The 17,454-nt window shown below is 47.4% G+C and carries 16 protein-coding genes; 9 read left to right on the top strand and 7 right to left on the bottom strand.

Going from position 1 to position 17,454, the window contains the following annotated elements; translation table 11 throughout:
• Positions 1-52: 52 nt before the first annotated feature.
• The 8 genes from nadC (at position 53) to yacG (ending at position 7,177) form a co-directional block, all read left to right on the top strand.
• A complete protein-coding gene (gene nadC / locus L4D06_RS04180; protein ID WP_429737948.1) occupies positions 53-958 on the top strand; it encodes a carboxylating nicotinate-nucleotide diphosphorylase in 906 nt (301 codons plus the stop codon).
• A gap of 217 nt (positions 959-1,175) precedes the next feature.
• Positions 1,176-1,637, top strand: a complete 462-nt coding sequence (locus L4D06_RS04175) for a pilin (RefSeq protein WP_429737947.1) — start codon at positions 1,176-1,178, stop codon at positions 1,635-1,637.
• A gap of 8 nt (positions 1,638-1,645) precedes the next feature.
• Positions 1,646-3,340: a type IV-A pilus assembly ATPase PilB gene (gene pilB, locus L4D06_RS04170; RefSeq protein WP_429737946.1), complete on the top strand. Its 1,695-nt coding sequence runs from the start codon at positions 1,646-1,648 to the stop codon at positions 3,338-3,340.
• 11 nt (positions 3,341-3,351) lie between these two features.
• On the top strand, positions 3,352-4,575 hold the full coding sequence (locus tag L4D06_RS04165) for a type II secretion system F family protein (protein ID WP_429737945.1): 1,224 nt from the start codon (positions 3,352-3,354) through the stop codon (positions 4,573-4,575).
• Between the two features lie 152 nt (positions 4,576-4,727).
• On the top strand, positions 4,728-5,600 hold the full coding sequence (locus tag L4D06_RS04160) for a prepilin peptidase (protein WP_429737944.1): 873 nt from the start codon (positions 4,728-4,730) through the stop codon (positions 5,598-5,600).
• Positions 5,601-6,221 carry a dephospho-CoA kinase gene (gene coaE / locus L4D06_RS04155; RefSeq protein WP_274162907.1) on the top strand — a complete coding sequence of 207 codons (621 nt, stop codon included), beginning with the start codon at positions 5,601-5,603 and terminating at the stop codon, positions 6,219-6,221.
• Entirely contained in the window at positions 6,214-6,954 is a 741-nt protein-coding gene (gene zapD / locus L4D06_RS04150; protein ID WP_274162908.1) for a cell division protein ZapD, read from the top strand. Before coaE ends, zapD begins: the two co-directional genes overlap by 8 nt.
• A gap of 25 nt (positions 6,955-6,979) precedes the next feature.
• Complete coding sequence (gene yacG / locus L4D06_RS04145; RefSeq protein ID WP_274162909.1) at positions 6,980-7,177, top strand: DNA gyrase inhibitor YacG; 198 nt, start codon at positions 6,980-6,982, stop codon at positions 7,175-7,177.
• Between the two features lie 79 nt (positions 7,178-7,256).
• On the opposite strand, the gene mutT is transcribed toward yacG, so the two are convergent.
• Both mutT and secA read right to left on the bottom strand, forming a co-directional pair.
• Positions 7,257-7,667 carry an 8-oxo-dGTP diphosphatase MutT gene (gene mutT, locus L4D06_RS04140; protein ID WP_274162910.1) on the bottom strand — a complete coding sequence of 137 codons (411 nt, stop codon included), beginning with the start codon at positions 7,665-7,667 and terminating at the stop codon, positions 7,257-7,259.
• A 99-nt stretch (positions 7,668-7,766) separates the two neighbouring features.
• Entirely contained in the window at positions 7,767-10,499 is a 2,733-nt protein-coding gene (gene secA, locus L4D06_RS04135) for a preprotein translocase subunit SecA (RefSeq protein ID WP_274162911.1), read from the bottom strand.
• Positions 10,500-10,946: 447 nt separating this feature from the next.
• Between secA and L4D06_RS04130 the strand changes: the two genes are divergently transcribed.
• Positions 10,947-11,417 carry a DUF721 domain-containing protein gene (locus tag L4D06_RS04130; RefSeq protein WP_274162912.1) on the top strand — a complete coding sequence of 157 codons (471 nt, stop codon included), beginning with the start codon at positions 10,947-10,949 and terminating at the stop codon, positions 11,415-11,417.
• Between the two features lie 71 nt (positions 11,418-11,488).
• On the opposite strand, the gene lpxC is transcribed toward L4D06_RS04130, so the two are convergent.
• The 5 genes from lpxC to murC form a co-directional block, all read right to left on the bottom strand.
• Entirely contained in the window at positions 11,489-12,406 is a 918-nt protein-coding gene (gene lpxC, locus L4D06_RS04125; RefSeq protein WP_028023086.1) for a UDP-3-O-acyl-N-acetylglucosamine deacetylase, read from the bottom strand.
• A 116-nt stretch (positions 12,407-12,522) separates the two neighbouring features.
• Positions 12,523-13,701 (bottom strand): cell division protein FtsZ, encoded by a 1,179-nt coding sequence (ftsZ, locus tag L4D06_RS04120; RefSeq protein WP_274162913.1) that lies wholly within the window; start codon positions 13,699-13,701, stop codon positions 12,523-12,525.
• Between the two features lie 33 nt (positions 13,702-13,734).
• Positions 13,735-14,991: a cell division protein FtsA gene (gene ftsA, locus L4D06_RS04115; RefSeq protein ID WP_028023088.1), complete on the bottom strand. Its 1,257-nt coding sequence runs from the start codon at positions 14,989-14,991 to the stop codon at positions 13,735-13,737.
• A gap of 17 nt (positions 14,992-15,008) precedes the next feature.
• Complete coding sequence (locus L4D06_RS04110) at positions 15,009-15,779, bottom strand: cell division protein FtsQ/DivIB (RefSeq protein WP_274162914.1); 771 nt, start codon at positions 15,777-15,779, stop codon at positions 15,009-15,011.
• 205 nt (positions 15,780-15,984) lie between these two features.
• A complete protein-coding gene (gene murC, locus L4D06_RS04105; protein ID WP_274162915.1) occupies positions 15,985-17,448 on the bottom strand; it encodes a UDP-N-acetylmuramate--L-alanine ligase in 1,464 nt (487 codons plus the stop codon).
• Positions 17,449-17,454: the final 6 nt, after the last annotated feature.

The raw sequence follows: 17,454 nt of genomic DNA, 5'->3' as shown, positions 1-17,454 counted from the left end.
ACAGCGGGCACTGCCCTGTCATTATTTTGTATTTACCTGTGATGGAACCACCATGTCAGAACAAGCCAATGCGTCACGCGTTCACGATAGCCAAACTCGATTGACCTACCTGAAAAAGCACTTACAAGACGATATTATTCGTTGTGTTGCAGACACGCTAAAAGAAGACCTCGGTGGCAGTGTTGATGCAGCAAATGACATCACAGCAAACCTCATTCCTTCCGACGCCCAAGGTAATGCCACCATTATCACCCGCGAGCATGGCGTGTTTTGTGGGCGCGACTTTGCTGACGAAGTGTTCCGCCAACTAGGCGGTCAAGTGACCATTACATGGAAAGTAAAAGATGGCGATAAAGTAGAGCCTAATCAGGTGCTGTGTGAGTTAAGTGGCCCTGCACGCGCACTACTTACTGGTGAGCGCAACGCCATGAACTTTATTCAAACACTGTCAGGCTGTGCCACCGAAACTGCCCGTTATGTCCAAGAGCTCTCAGGCACAAAAACGCGCTTGCTTGATACCCGAAAAACCATTCCCGGCCTTCGAAATGCACTGAAATATGCAGTGACCTGTGGCGGCGGTTTTAATCACCGCATCGGTGTGTATGACGCTTACCTAATAAAAGAGAACCACATCATTGCATGTGGTGGTATTCAAGGTGCAGTTAGCACCGCCAAGCAACTAAACCCTGGCAAACCCGTTGAAGTGGAAACCGAAAGCTTAGAAGAGCTTCAACAAGCGATTGAAGCGGGCGCTGATATCGTGATGCTGGATAACTTCACCACGGACATGATGCGTGAAGCGGTTGCCTTAAACCAAGGCCGTATTGCGTTAGAGGTGTCAGGTAACGTCACGTTGGCGACCCTGCGCGAGTTTGCAGAAACCGGGATTGATTACATTTCTGTGGGCGCACTGACCAAACATATTCATGCCATGGATTTATCTATGCGCCTCAAGTAACTCCCTAAAACTATTAAGAACTATAGATAATGCAGACACTATGTCTGCATTATCAGCTCCGCCGTCACACAGCTACAACTGACAAACAACTCATTTACAAAAAAGACTATTCACGCCTCGAAACTCCCTTTTTATCTGCTGTTTTCCTATTTTTATCCGCCGTATCGTAACGTCACTACAGCACTTTGCTGCACATAAAAAATGGAGAGAAAAGGCAATGAGAAAACAAAAAGGTTTTAGCTTAATTGAGCTTTTGATTGTTGTTGGAATTATTGGTGCGTTGACTGCGATTGCGGTTCCCGCGTATCAAAGCTACACATTGAAATCTGAGGCAACTGCAGGGGTTGCAACAGTGAAGTCAATACTCACTAACATTGATGTATTAAATCAAGAAGTTGATTTCCCAGCCGACACCACCGATAACTGGACAAAAATTGGTGCGGCAAAGGATATGAGTAACTTGGGAGCAATGACACTAGCTCAAACAACTGAAACCACTGGTACTGGTGCGGACGAGAAAACAACGGTAAAAGGCGGAACCATAACCTTTGCATTTAATTCAGATGCAGCCCTAACTGGTAAAAAAATCAGATTTACAAAGTCTGCTAATGGTTGGGCCTGTATTCACGATACTGGCGTAGAAAAATTGAAAAGCTGTGTAGCTGGAACAGTCAACTAGAGTATCCATTGAAAACCAACCTAGTCAAGACACTGCAACAAGCCGGATTTATCAGCAAGTTGCAGGCTGACATAGCGACTAGCAAACTGGCGCAGAAAAATTTTTCTGCGCCAGAATCACTAATTTCAGAGAACATCCTTTCTAGCAGGGAACTGATTAATATACTAGCTAAACACTTTTCTATAGTTCCTGATTCGATTCACAATTATCCCTTTGAACTTTCTGCACAACAATTCAAGCAACATGATCTAATTTTGCATCATCAAGTACTACCACTTGACTACAAAGATCACCAACTCATACTTGCAATAAGCGACCCTACCAACCTCGAAGCCCAAGACGATTTTCGCTTTGCCACTGGCCTGCAAATAAAACCCGTTTTAGTGGACCACCAACAACTGGTTGGCGCAATACGCAAACTCTACGGCAAGCAGATAGCATCTACTCAAGGTGACTCAAAATCCGTCAGTGATTCGGAACTCGCCGATCTTGCTCAATTCGATGATGATGCCAATGCTGACGAGTTAGTCACCGACGAAGCCCCGGTTAGCCGCTATATCCAACAAGTGCTGATGGATGCGGTGCGCAAGCAAGCGTCTGATATTCATTTTGAGCCCTTCGAGCAACGCTACCAAATTCGTTTTCGTTTAGACGGTATATTGCAAACCCACAGCACGCCACCTGTGGGTATTTCACGCCGACTCTCGACCCGTTTAAAAATCCTCGCCAAACTCAATATCGCTGAACGCCGATTGCCACAAGATGGGCGGATTAAACTGACGCTGGCGGACAGTAAATCCATTGATATGCGTGTTTCCACTTTGCCCACTCTGTTTGGCGAAAAAGTGGTGCTGCGAATTTTAGATGGCGGCAGTGTGGCGCTGGATATTGATTCACTCGGTTACAGCGAAAAACAAAAACAGGATTACCTGACAGCACTGGATAAACCCCAAGGCTTGATTCTAATGACCGGCCCAACGGGCAGTGGAAAAACCGTGTCACTTTACACCGGCCTGAAGTATCTCAACACTGCCGAACGCAACATTTCTACTGCTGAAGATCCGGTGGAAATCAACTTGCCCGGCATCAATCAGGTCAATATCAATAACGACATCAAGCTGGATTTCGCCACTGCTCTGCGTGCTTTCCTTCGTCAAGATCCCGATGTCGTCATGGTAGGTGAGATGCGCGATCTTGAAACCGCTGAAATTGGTATCAAGGCAGCACAAACTGGGCACTTGGTGTTATCGACGCTGCATACGAATTCAGCCGCAGAGAGCATTACGCGCTTGGCGAATATGGGCGTCGCTCCCTATAACCTAGCAGCGTCATTGACTTTGATTATTGCCCAGCGTCTCGCTCGCCGCTTGTGCTCACATTGCAAAGTGCCACACAACAAAGACGATCATCAACTGACAGCCCTAAAAACACACTATTCAAGCTTACTGGCAGATCATGTGTATCAAGCGAACCCTGAAGGTTGTGACCACTGTAATCATGGTTATCTCGGTCGCGTGGGCATCTATGAGGTGATGCGTATCGATCGCGCACTATCTGAGGCCATTGGTAATGGCGCCTCCGCCTCACAACTTGAAAATATCGCCCTCGATAATGGCATGCACACGCTTTCGCTTTCCGGTATCGAAAAGCTCAATCAGGGCATCACCAGTCTCGCAGAACTTCAACGCGTTATTAGTCTGTAAAGGGAATTACTATGGCCTCAAAACCCCGCAAGCTTTATGCATTCCAGTGGCGCGGCGCTACCGCCAAAGGCGCCAAAGTCAAAGGCCAGTTACTTGCTTACAATGAACAAGACGCCCGACACTCACTCACCGAGCAGAAGATACACATCGTCAAAATCAAGCGTCGCTCGCCATCTTCATGGGCAAGGCGTCGCAACACAGCCACGGCCAAAGACATCACGCTATTTACCCGACAAATGGCGACAATGTTAGAAGCGGGTGTACCGCTGGGCGAAACCCTACAACTGCTGAAAACAGGATCTAAGAAGGCCGAAATGAAGCTTATCATTAGCCAAATTTATAGCCACATCGAAGCAGGTTCCTCTTTAGCGCAAGCAATGAAATCTAGCTCAATCCTGTTTGACCAATTCTACTGCGATCTGGTGGCAACGGGCGAGCAAACCGGTCGCTTGGAGCAAATCTTCGCCCGTATTTGTATTTATCGTGAAAAAGGTGAAGAAACACGTTCCAAAGTCATCAAAGCCATGATTTACCCCGGTATCGTCTTCACCATTGCACTATTGGTCAGCATTGGCATGCTGCTGTTTGTTATACCTACGTTTAAAGATGTTTTCTCGTCGTTCAATGCCGAATTGCCATGGTTTACGCAAAAAGTCCTCGGTGTGTCTGATGCTATCCATGATTATGGCTTGTACATGCTGATTGGGATCGCTATCGCGGGAGTGGCATTCAAGGCCAGCTATAACAAAAGCTACTCTTTTCGCCTCAAGGCCAGTCGATTTTCATTGCGTATCCCGATTCTTGGCGACGTACTAACAAAAGCTACCCTATCACGCTTCACTCGTACACTCGCTACCACCTTCAGTGCAGGTATTCCGCTGCTCAACGGTTTATCGGCCGCCGGTAAAACGGCCAATAACACCTACTTCAAACAGGTGATAGAAGAAGTTCATAAACAAACCTCTGGCGGCCGTCCTTTACATCGCGCCATCCGAGAAACTGACGCTTTCCCTGACATGATGATTCAGATGGTAATGATTGGCGAAGAGTCAGGCGCCTTGGATGACATGCTGAATAAGGTGGCGGGACTCTATGAAGCAGACGTTGATAATACGGTCGATAATTTAGGTAAGATACTCGAGCCAATGATCATTGTATTACTTGGTCTACTGATCGGCTCTCTAGTGGTTGCTATGTATTTACCTATGTTCAATCTCATGAGTGTGATGGGTTAGATACCCTTCTCTTTTTCTTTTATCCTTCTCTCCTCTTATTTCACATATTGGCATCCGTCATTCGATAGATGTTTAAATTCAGTGAATAAGAGGATAGAGACAGGCTTCACAACCCGTTATCATGTCGCAACAAACTACCACTGGATTTCAACATGGATTGGCTGTTCGACTCTCCGAGTCTATATGTATTTCTCGCGTCTTTATTTGGACTCATCGTTGGCAGCTTTCTCAACGTCGTCATTTATCGCTTTCCAAAAATGATGGAGGAGCAATGGCGCACGGAGTGTCATGAGTGCTTTCCTGACGAGATGCCAGCACCGAAAGATGGTGAAGTGTTCAATCTGAGCCTTCCTCGCTCGCATTGCCCTTCTTGTCAGGCTCCTGTTAAAGCCATAGACAATGTGCCCGTTCTGAGTTGGTTGATCCTCGGTGGTAAATGCCGACATTGCAAAACCCCCATCAACATCCGTTACCCATTCGTTGAATTGCTAACCGCAGTGCTGGTTGGCATCACCGCTTATACCCTACCGGGGTCTTATTGGTCGCTCGCAGTGATTGCCGCAACCTTTGTCTTGGTCGCGCTGTGCTTTATCGATATTGATACCATGCTATTGCCAGATCAAATGACACTGCCTTTGATGTGGGCAGGTATTCTGCTAGCGCTGATTGGTATATCCCCCCTCTCGCTGCAAGATGCTGTGATGGGTGCTATGGCGGGTTATCTGTCGCTGTGGAGTGTATTTCAGCTGTTTAAGCTACTCACTGGCAAAGAAGGTATGGGGTACGGGGATTTCAAACTCTTAGCCGCATTGGGTGCATGGCTGGGTTGGCAAGCGCTGCCGATGGTGATCTTATTTGCCTCATTCGTCGGTGCAATTTGTGGCATTATCTTAATGCGAGTCAAAGGGACGGGGAAAGAGACCCCCTTCTCGTTCGGCCCTTATCTTGCGATTGCGGGCTGGATTAGTCTGCTCTGGGGCAATAACATCTTAGATTGGTATTTAACGTCTTATTTGGGTTATTAAATGGCTTTTGTTATTGGCGTCACTGGCGGCATTGGTAGCGGTAAAACCACAGTGGCCAATCTGTTTGGCGATAAGGGAATTGATATCGTTGATGCAGACATCATCGCTCGACAAGTCGTCGAACGAGGCTCTGATGGGCTAAATGCCATCGCTGCGAAATTTGGCGAGACAATGCTGGATGACACTGGCGAACTTAACCGCGCAGCACTTCGAGAGCACGTATTCTCTCACCCCGAAGACAAAGACTGGCTCAATGCACTGCTTCATCCCAAAATCCGCCATGAGATGCGCACTCAAACACAACAAGCGCTCTCACCGTACTGCTTGCTTGTGATTCCCTTGCTTGTAGAAAACGGACTACAAGCACTGTGCGACCGTGTTCTTGTGGTCGATGTTCCTGAGCACACTCAAATTGAACGGGCATCTCGACGAGACAGCGTCTCAAATGAGCAGGTAAAGCGAATTTTAGCCGCTCAAGCTACGCGAGACGATAGACTTGCCCTTGCCGATGACGTTATCGTTAATGAGTGCACACAGGACGAACTTTCCCGTCAAGTTGACCAGTTGCACCTTCAATACCTCACTTTAGCCGGACAAGATACTGAGAATCACCATGAGTAACGATACCTTATACGAGCACCCTTTGAATGAGCAGGTTCGCGTTTACCTGCGGCTCGAGTATCTTCTCAATCAAATCAATCAGTCATCATCACTGACTGGCGATACGCATTGGAGCGTGTTCTTCAAAAGTCTGTTCGAACTGGCAGAAATCCTAGAGCAAGTGCAAGTGAAAGGTGATCTTGCCAAGGATCTTGAAAAGCAACGTTCCAAGTTAGAAGCATGGCTTAATGTCCCGAATGTCGATACAGAGCAACTGACTCAGTTGCTGCAAGAAAGCCGTCGATTGCAACAGGTCTTACTTCAAGCGCCTCGCTTGGGGCAGGCATTGAGAGAAGATAAGTTTCTCTCATCCATTCGCCAACGATTCTCCATTCCAGGAGGAACATGCAGCTTTGATTTACCTTCTCTGCATCATTGGCTGAACCTTCCGTTAGCGCATCGTCAATCCGATGCGAACACATGGACAGGCTCCCTTAAGCCTCTAGAAAACGCGCTGACATTTTGGCTTCGTTTAACGCGTGGCGGGGCTGCACTGCAACCAAGTATTGTGATCAACGGTTTTTACCAACAAGATGTTGAAGGAGCGACCTTGCTTCGTATTCAAATTTCACCGGACTACAACGCATTTCCGCTAGTGTCTGGTCATAAATCTCGGTTTGCTATACGCTTCATGCCGTTTGATGAAAACCAAACCGTTGCTGACACCATGGCACTATCCATAGCGGTCTGTTGAACAATTTTTAGAAAAAGAGGTTTCTGTGAATCAAGATAAGCCTATCGTCGTAAAATGCCCACAATGTGCACTACCCGTTGTTTGGGGAGAAGTCAGTCCTTTCAGACCATTTTGCAGCAAACGCTGCCAACTCATTGATTTGGGTGAATGGGCAGACGAAGAGAAACGCATTGCGGGCGCACCAGACATGTCTGATGGTGATGGTTGGTCGGAAAACCAATAATAGAAACGACGATAATACGAGGCGCGAGTCATTGGCATGGTGCAACTAAAACTCATGCTTGTGACTTGCACTTCGAACATCAAACCTCACCAAATGCCTTTCTTATTTTTTCCAGCACTGCATCATTCGCCTCAGGGAAAGGGTAATCATCAAGCTGTGCAATCTTCGCCCATCTCCCCGGTTGACCTTCTTTACCAAACGGCTCACCATCGAATGCTTTCACAAGATAAAAATCAAACCTGAGGGCCTTATCAGGGTAATCATGTGCCAATGAGATAAATGCTTCGAGCCTTGTTGCCACAATACCGACTTCTTCTTCGAGCTCTCGAATCACTGCTTGCTCTGCTGTTTCTCCTTGCTCAACTTTGCCACCAGCAAACTCCCAATAACCGCCTTTATGCGCCTTTGCTGCACGCTGGGTAATATAGATTTCACTGCAATCAGCATTAAGAATAATGCCCGCTGCAATGTGTAATTGCTTCTTGTCCATGTAATACAAACTCTCTTTCCATAAAAAAGGCCGCTAAGCGGCCTTTCGGGTGTAATGACAGATACCAAAGTCTAACCCACTCGGGTTAACTGGTTAAAATTAGTTAATTTTACCGTGGCACTGTTTGAATTTTTTACCTGAACCACATGGGCAAGGATCGTTACGCCCCACTTTACGGCCATCACGAACAACAGTTTCAGAAGCGCTTTCAGACGTATTGTCTTGGCTGTCATCTAGCTGGCTACCAGCATCTGCATGGCTGACTTGTTGACGACGAGCAGCTTCTTCCGCTTGCGCTCTGCGTTGCTCTTCCATGCGGTCGACTTCTTCTGGCTGTTGAACGCGAACGCGGCTCAGCGTCATCACAACGTCTGATTTCAGTGAGTCCAGCATGCCTTCAAACAGTTCAAACGACTCACGCTTGTACTCTTGTTTCGGGTTCTTCTGAGCATAGCCACGCAAGTGAATACCTTGGCGAAGGTGATCCATTGCCGCTAAGTGTTCTTTCCACAGAGTATCTAGCGTTTGAAGCATCACTGCTTTTTCGAAGTTACGCAGCGTTTCAACACCAACCGCACTCTCTTTCGAGCGGTAAACGTCGATGATGTTATTCAGAATGCGCTCACGTAACTGTTCTTCATACAGCTTGTCGTCGTTGTCCAACCACTCTTGAAGTGGAAGCTCAACGTCAAAGTCGGCTTTCAAACGTTTTTCCAGACCTTCAATATCCCACATTTCGTCAAGGGATTGAGGTGGAATGTATTGGTCAACGACATCACCGATCACATCCTCTCGGTTGTGCTCAATCATCTCGCTAATGTCATTGCTTTCCATCAACTCATCACGCAGTTCGTAAACCACTTTACGCTGATCGTTAGCAACATCATCGAATTCTAGAAGCTGTTTACGAATGTCGAAGTTACGACCTTCAACTTTACGCTGTGCGTTTTCAATCGCTTTGTTCACCCATGGGTGCTCGATCGCTTCGCCCTCTTCCATACCCAGTTTCTTCATCATGTTCGATACACGGTCAGACGCAAAAATGCGCATGAGTGAATCTTCCATCGACAAGTAGAAACGACTTGAACCAGGGTCACCCTGACGACCAGAACGACCACGTAACTGGTTATCGATACGACGAGATTCGTGACGCTCAGTACCAATGATATGCAAGCCACCCGCCGCTTTCACCGCTTCATGGGTTTCACGCCATTTCGCCTTAATGTCAGCAATTTGTTGCTCAGTTGGGTTTTCCAACTTAGCCACATCAGACTGCCAGCTACCACCCAACACGATATCCGTACCACGGCCTGCCATGTTGGTTGCAATCGTCACAGCACCTGGTGAACCCGCATCAGCAACGATATCGGCTTCGTGTGCGTGGAACTTCGCATTCAATACTGCGTGTTTCACACCCGCTTCTTTCAGAGCATTTGATAGCAATTCAGATTTTTCGATAGACACTGTACCAACAAGGCTTGGCTGGCCTTTTTCGCTACGCACTTTGATGTCTTCGATAATAGCGGCGAACTTTTCACGCTCCGTCATGTAAACCTGATCCGCCATATCATCGCGAACCATTGGTTTATTGGTTGGGATAACCACGGTATCCAAACCATAAATTGACTGGAATTCGAACGCTTCCGTATCAGCTGTACCTGTCATGCCAGACAGTTTGTCGTACAAACGGAAGAAATTCTGGAAGGTGATCGATGCCAAGGTCTGGTTTTCGTTTTGGATCTTAACGCCTTCTTTAGCTTCCACCGCTTGGTGAAGGCCTTCAGACCAACGACGACCTGGCATAGTACGACCGGTGTGCTCATCGACGATGATAACTTCATTGTCTTTGACAATGTAATCAACGTCTTTTTCGAATAGTACGTGTGCACGCAACGCGGCATTGATATGGTGAAGTAATGAAATATTTGCTGGAGAGTAAAGCGTATCGTTCTCTTCCATCAATCCATTTTTCTTCAGCATATCTTCCACGAACTCTTGACCATTTTCAGTCAGGTGAGCTTGCTTAGATTTCTCATCCACCGTGAAGTGGCCTTCGCCACGATATTCTTCACTGTCTTCTTTATCTTGGCGGATTAACTGTGGGATCAACGCATTGATACGCGCATACATTTCAGAGCTGTCTTCAGCAGGGCCTGAAATGATCAGCGGCGTTCGAGCTTCATCGATTAGGATGGAATCCACTTCATCGACAACCGCGAAGTAGCGCTCGCGCTGAACACGGTCTTCAGCACGAAATGCCATGTTGTCACGAAGGTAGTCAAAACCGAATTCGTTGTTTGTTCCGTAAAGAATATCAGCTAAGTAAGCGGCTTTTTTCTCTGGCGGTGCCATGTTTGGCACATTCACGCCAACGGTCATATCAAGGAATTCAAACAATGCGCGGTTGGTTTCAGCATCACGTTTCGCAAGGTAATCATTCACGGTAACAATGTGAACACCTTTACCGGTTAACGCATGCAGGTAAGCAGGCAGTGTTGCAGTGAGGGTTTTACCTTCACCCGTACGCATCTCTGCAATTTGGCCATTATTAAGCACCATGCCGCCAATCAGCTGCACGTCGAAATGGCGCATACCAAATACACGCTTAGACGCTTCGCGTACGGTTGCGAACGCTTCAGGCAAAATCACGTCAAGAGATTCACCCTGCTCGATACGCTGACGATATTCAGCGGTCTTTGCTTTTAGGTCTTCATCACTGAGTGCTTCAAACTGAGGCTCAAGATTGTTGATTTCGTTTACGACTTTACGAAGGCGGCGCAGTGTGCGGTCATTGCGGCTTCCGATTACTTTGGTGATTAGTTTCGATAACATGGCTTTGCCGTTTCTCTCATTTTTTCGCTTTAGCGTGGGAGCCAAAGCCAGGATACTGCGAGGCAGAGAAAATCAGCATGTCCCTCTGCCCAAAATTCTTTATGGGAATAATCAGCGATTATTCTTTTCGTGGTTTTGATCTTGTGCCTCGATTTATAGTTTTCAAGGCCAATGGATCATTTAATCAAACTAGATTAGCACTTAGGGCAATTATCATAAGCCATAACGGCGGCACAGCCCACTTGTAATGCGGGTCGAGTCTCGTTAGATAACAAAAATTAGAACCCGCCCAACGAGCAACGCCAAGTTAGTGCATTTTGTGTTCAATATTGGTGCATTTTATCGTCAGCAAGTTCTTTCTCTTATACCCTGTTCTGTACAACAAACTTGGTGAGAACCCTAAAGCCCTGTTACTCTTTGAGGCAGTGCCACAACCGCGAAGTGATTATGAGAGACCATAGACCAAAAGCTGCGCAAGATTTACTGGAAAATGGCCTAACGGGACAAGTCCGTCAAAGGGCGATGGTACTGTCGCAACTCAGCCAGCAAGTGAAATCACTACTTCCTCCCGCATCAGCACAACATTGCCGTGTCGCTAATTACCGCGATGGTATTCTGATCTTGGAGTGCGGTTCTTCCTCATGGGCAACACGGCTTAACTATGACCGCCATACGTTAATGTCAGCGCTTCGTCGCGACACCTTGCCATCATTGATGACGATAGAAATAAAAGTTAACCCTGACTTGGCACGACGTGAGCAAGCTGAAGCCGAAAAGATCGAGAAGGCGAAAGAGTGGCGGACAGTAAGCCCCGCTGCGGCAGAATGCTTGAAGATGATCGCTCAGTCAGCACCAGAGAAAGTAAGAAAGAAATTGGAAGCCATTGCAGAGCTGGCGGAGCGGAACCGCAGCAAATAGACGTTTGTTCCAAAAAAATGGCATAAAAAAACCGGCGCATTCTCGCCGGTTTTTTTGTGTTCATGACTTGCTTAGGCTAGAACCATACCCGGCTCTGCAAATGTCACTGGCAGTGTCTGCTCGTTTTCAAATGTTGCCCATTCCCAAGCTTCTTGGTCTGCAAGCACTGCGCGAAGCAGTTGGTTATTCAACGCATGTCCTGATTTGAATGCACGCATTTCACCAATGATGTTATGTCCACACATGTACAGATCGCCAATAGCGTCTAGCACTTTGTGTTTAACCAGTTCATTGTCAAAACGCAGGCCGTCTTCGTTCAGGATGCGGTAATCATCAAGAACAATTGCACAATCGAAGCTACCGCCAAGGCACAGGTTACGTGACTGGAGGTACTCAATATCACGCATGAAACCAAAGGTTCTTGCGCGGCTAATGTCTTTGATAAACGCTTGCGAAGAAAAATCCATCACCAGATTTTGTTGCTCAGATTCAATCGCAGGGTGATTGAAATCAATCGCGAAATCTAAACGGAAACCATCATAAGGTAACAATTCAGCCCACTTGTCGCCGTCTTCGATGCGAACAGGTTTCTTAATGCGCACAAAACGTTTTGGTGCATTAAGTGTTTCAATACCCGCTGATTGCAACAAGTAGATGAATGGGCTTGCGCTACCATCCATGATTGGGATTTCTGGTGCGTCTACTTCAACGATAACGTTATCGATACCCATACCAGCAAGAGCAGCATTTAAGTGCTCAACGGTAGAAATACGAACGCCATCGTCATTGACCAGTGCAGTACACAGCATGGTATCTCGAACTGACGCTGGATCTGCTGGAAAATCCACAGGAGGATTCAGGTCAGTACGGCGATAAATTACGCCGGTGTTAGCTGCCGCTGGGCGCAGGATCAATGTGACCTTACGTCCAGAGTGCAAACCCACCCCAGTCGTTTGAACAATAGTTTTTAATGTTCGTTGTCTAATCATCTGCCATTCCCAACTGAAAATCTTTTTTGCGCCTCATATCACCCATTACAGTGTCACACGAGACAAAACGGGCAGCATAATATCATGCTGCTGTACACAAACCAAGCGCCGCCTGATTAATCCGCTTGCTTACGCAAGAATGCAGGAATATCCAGATAGTCTTGCTCTTGCTTCGGCTTAGGTGCAACGTTAGATGTTTGTGGTTGAGCTGAACTTTCGAGCGCCTGTCCACTTGAAACATTTGTTGCCGCCTTTGGCGTTTCTTGCAAAGGCTGTGCCTTATTTTCCACTGGCGCTGGTTTTTGAGTTCCAGGTACCAAAGTGATGTCTGGCTTGCGCTCGTTACCAATACCAGTAGCAACTACTGTTACTCGCAATTCGTCACTCATCTCTGGATCCATCGAAGAACCGATAACCACAGTGGCATTATCTGAGGCAAAAGCCTTTACAGTGTTGCCCACAGTTTCGAATTCATCCAGTCGCATATCAAAACCAGCTGTAATATTTACGAGAACGCCTCGTGCACCAGCCAAATCGATATCTTCCAGAAGCGGACTTGAAATAGCCATTTCGGCCGCTTCTTCCGCACGGTTTTCACCGGTTGCGACGCCGCTGCCCATCATGGCATGACCCATTTCCGACATCACAGTGCGTACGTCTGCAAAGTCGACGTTAATCAAGCCAGGGCGAGTAATAAGCTCTGCAATACCTTGTACAGCGTTACGCAATACATCATTGGCTTTTGCAAAAGCATCAAGCAGCGTAATACCGCGGCCCAGTACTTTTAGAAGCTTCTCATTTGGGATGGTGATCAATGAATCAACGTGCTTAGACAGCTCTTCGATTCCTTGCTCAGCAAACGCAAGACGCTTCTTGCCTTCAAAGCTAAACGGTTTGGTAACAACAGCAACGGTAAGAATACCCAGCTCTTTTGCCACCTCAGCGATAACAGGCGCAGCACCAGTACCAGTACCACCGCCCATACCCGCTGCGATAAATACCATATCGGCACCTTCGAGCTCAGCTTTAATCGCTTCACGATCTTCCAATGCTGATTCACGGCCAACCTGTGGGTTTGCACCCGCACCAAGGCCTTTAGTGATATCACCACCGATTTGAATAACAGTACTTACTGCCGTTTTACGCAGCGCCTGAGCGTCCGTATTGATGGTGATGAACTCCACCCCTTCAATTGACTCACGCACCATGTGTTCGACTGCATTACCACCGCCGCCGCCAACACCAACGACTTTAATTACCGCGTCATTGGACATTTCCATCATCGGTTCAAACATGTGTTCTCTCCGTCATTCCTGTTCGCATCAGGTTTAAAATTCTTTCTTGATCCAGCCACTAAACTTACTGAACATTCCTGATACAGTACGTTTAGGCTCTGGCTCGCTCGTTTCGTTCAATAGATTGTCTTTGCCGTAGTGTAATAAACCTACCGCAGTAGCGTGATATGGTGCATTGACGTAATCCGTCAATCCTGTCACGCCAGACGGAAGACCCACGCGGACTTGGTTTTGGAATACGCGCTCTGCACATTCCACCAATCCTTGCATTTGTGCAGCACCGCCCGTCAGGACTACACCTGCGGCCAATTGATGCTTCACACCTTGTGCGCGTAATCGTTCCTGCACACGTTCCAATTCATGCTGCACCAACCCCAACAATTCACTGCAACGTGGCTCAATGACTTCAGCCAATGTTTGACGCTGTAGGCTTCTCGAAGGACGCCCACCGACGCTCGGCACATTGACCTTCGCATCTTTATTCACTAGCTCACCTAGCGCACACCCGTGTTTCACTTTGATTTTCTCTGCGTCACTCAAAGGTGTGCCGAATGCATAGGCGATATCACTAGTGATTACATTACCTGCGTATGGAATCACCGCTGCATGACGCAGCGCACCACCAGTCCATACTGCAATGTCCATGGTTCCGCCGCCGATATCGACGACGCAAACACCTAATTCTCTTTCATCTGCGGTGATCACCGCATGGCTCGCTGCCAACCCAGAAAAAATTAACTGGTCAACTTTCAGGCCACATCGCTCTACCGCTTTTTCAATATTACGCGCCGTATCGTTGTGGCAGGTGATCAGGTGTACGCTGGCTTCCATTCGAACGCCAGAAAGCCCAACTGGGTTTTTGATCCCTTCTTGGTAATCAATTTTGTATTCTTGAGGGATCACGTGCAGCACACGCTGTTCATCACTAATTTTTACAGATTTCGCAGTATGGATAACCATATCTACGTCATCTTGGGTCACTTCTTCATCCGAAATCGTGCCCATCCCGCGTTCAGTTAAACAATGAATGTGCTTACCTGACAGCGATAAAAATACAGAATGGATCTTACAGTCAGACATCATTTCTGCGCCGTTGACTGCTCGTTCAACCGATTTCACGACGGATTCAAGGTCATTGACGCCACCTTTATCCATCCCCTGAGACGGTGTTGTACCTACACCCAGCACATTCACTGCGCCATCAGGCAATATTTCACTGACTAACACTGAGACTTTCGATGTCCCGATGTCTAATCCAACAATCAGTGGTCTGTCAGTTGCTTGCTTCATTCCATCTACTCTTAGGCTTACTCTTCACTGAGCGCTTGTTCTGGAGCTTTCCAGCCCACAGCGGCACCAGTGTCATAGCGCAAATCTACGTATTGAATATCTCGTCCCGTGGCGTTCATATCATCAAACACATCCACAAAACGATGTAATCTTTCTTGTCTCGACTCTCGGCCTAACTCAATCCGAATTCCGTCTTGTGTGACTATTCGCCAAGAGCGGCGATCATTCAACGCTAAGGCTGCAATATTAAGATGGGTTGGTTGCAATATGTCACGCATTTCACGCCATGCATCCAACACTTCCTTCTCGCTCCCTTCTGGGCCATGTAATGACACCAGGCCTTTCTCTTTAACGTCGTCAGGACTTGCGCTAAACGCAATGCCACCTACATCCAGCAATTGGGATCCATTCCAGACTGCTTGAGGTGTGTATTCAGTCACATCAACTTTTAATGTATCTGGCCATTGCTTACGAACAGCCACATTGGCAACCCAAGGCAAAGCCGAAATTGCACCATGAATATCATCCACGTCTTGCAACATGAAACTTTGCAAAGGCCCTATTTGAAGAACAGCATTTCTGACCTCTACCGACGACAGATGCGTTAATTCACCCTGTACAACAATTTGGGACAATGGCAGTTGTTTTTCATCACCCATCCAACTCAGGACTCGGAGCAACAACCAAAGAATCGCCAAAATGACAAACACCAAAAACACCAGCCCCCCCCAATGTTCTCTTAACATTGAAGGTTGAGCCGGTATGTCATTCGCGGTCACATCTGTCATTTCAGGCTATTGCCTCGCCTCTATTGGGCAACCTGTCGCTTCGCTATACAAAGCCGACCGGATTATAACGGTCAGTTTGACAGGTCACCAAGCCTTGTTGGCGCATAAGTGATAAAGCTGAGATCAAATACATGCAAAACGTGCAAAATCAGGTTAAAAATTAGACATTACCCGTCATGACGCATTGCAACACGTGCAATCATGCTTATATCTGTGCGTTCAGCGCTTTTTTATCTAGTTTCATTTCAGCCAGTTTTCTAGCCACTTTACCAATATCTCCAGCGCCTTGTGTCAAAACTAAGTCACCAGATTGCAACACTGCACCCAGCGCTGCTGGCAATGCATCTACGTCCGAAACGAAGATAGGATCGATCTTGCCGCGCCCACGTAAAGTGCGGCAAAGGCTACGACCGTCCGCACCCGCGATCGGGGTTTCTCCCGCGGAGTAAACATCCAACATCAACAACACATCGACGTTTTCTAATACGTTGGCGAAGTCATCATACAAATCACGAGTGCGGCTGTATCTGTGTGGCTGGAACACCATCACAAGACGGTTATCCGGCCAACCAGCGCGCGCCGCTTGAATCGTTACATCCACTTCACTTGGGTGATGACCATAATCATCAACCAGCAAGGCTTCGCCGTCATCAACAGGGAACAGTCCGAGTTGATCAAAGCGACGTCCCGTGCCTTCAAAGTTCACAAGTGCACGCCAAATTGCTTCATCTTCTACGCCATCTTCTGTTGCAACAGCAACGGCAGCTGCTGCATTCAAAGCATTGTGACGACCAGGAATATTAAGCTCGATATTTAAATCAGGCTTGCCTATGCGACGAATGGTAAAAATGCCTTTTTGACCTTCTTGACGGTAGTCTCGAAGTTGTACGTCTGCATCGTCAGAAAAACCATACGTGATCACCTGACGGCCAATCAACGGGATAATTTCTCTGACAACCTCGTCATCAATACACATTACCGCTTGTCCGTAAAACGGCAGTTTGTGCAAGAAATCGATAAAAGTTTGCTTTAAGTTATCGAAGTTACCGCCGTAGGTGTCCATGTGGTCTGCTTCGATATTGGTCACAATTGCAACCATCGGCTGCAAGTGAAGGAAAGACGCGTCGCTTTCATCCGCCTCGGCAATTAAATAGCGGCTGCAGCCTAAACGTGCGTTCGTGCCAGCACTTTTTACCAAGCCACCGTTCACAAACGTTGGATCAAGCCCTGCTTCTTGGTAGATCAAGGTCGTCAGTGCCGTGGTCGTGGTTTTACCGTGTGTACCTGCAACAGCAATACCATGGCGATAGCGCATCAATTCCGCCAGCATTTCAGCTCGGCGAACCACAGGAATACGTGCCGCTTTTGCCGCAACCAGTTCAGGGTTGTCTTGCTGGATAGCCGTTGATACCACCACCACACTTGCGCCGTTCACATTGGTTTCTGCGTGACCAAAGAAAACCTTGGCTCCTTTACTTTCGAGACGCTGAGTGACTGGGTTTTCCGATAAATCAGAACCCGACACATCATAACCTTCATTCAACAGTACTTCGGCAATGCCGCACATTCCCGCGCCGCCAATACCGACGAAGTGAATACGCTTAACACGGCGCATCTCTGGCACCATGGTTCTGATTTTTTCTAACTGATGACTATCAAACTTGCCCATCACTTG

The organism is Enterovibrio makurazakiensis, from assembly GCF_050336585.1.
Taxonomy (GTDB): Bacteria; Pseudomonadota; Gammaproteobacteria; order Enterobacterales; family Vibrionaceae; genus Enterovibrio; species Enterovibrio gelatinilyticus.
This window is presented reverse-complemented; position numbering and strand designations above follow the sequence as displayed.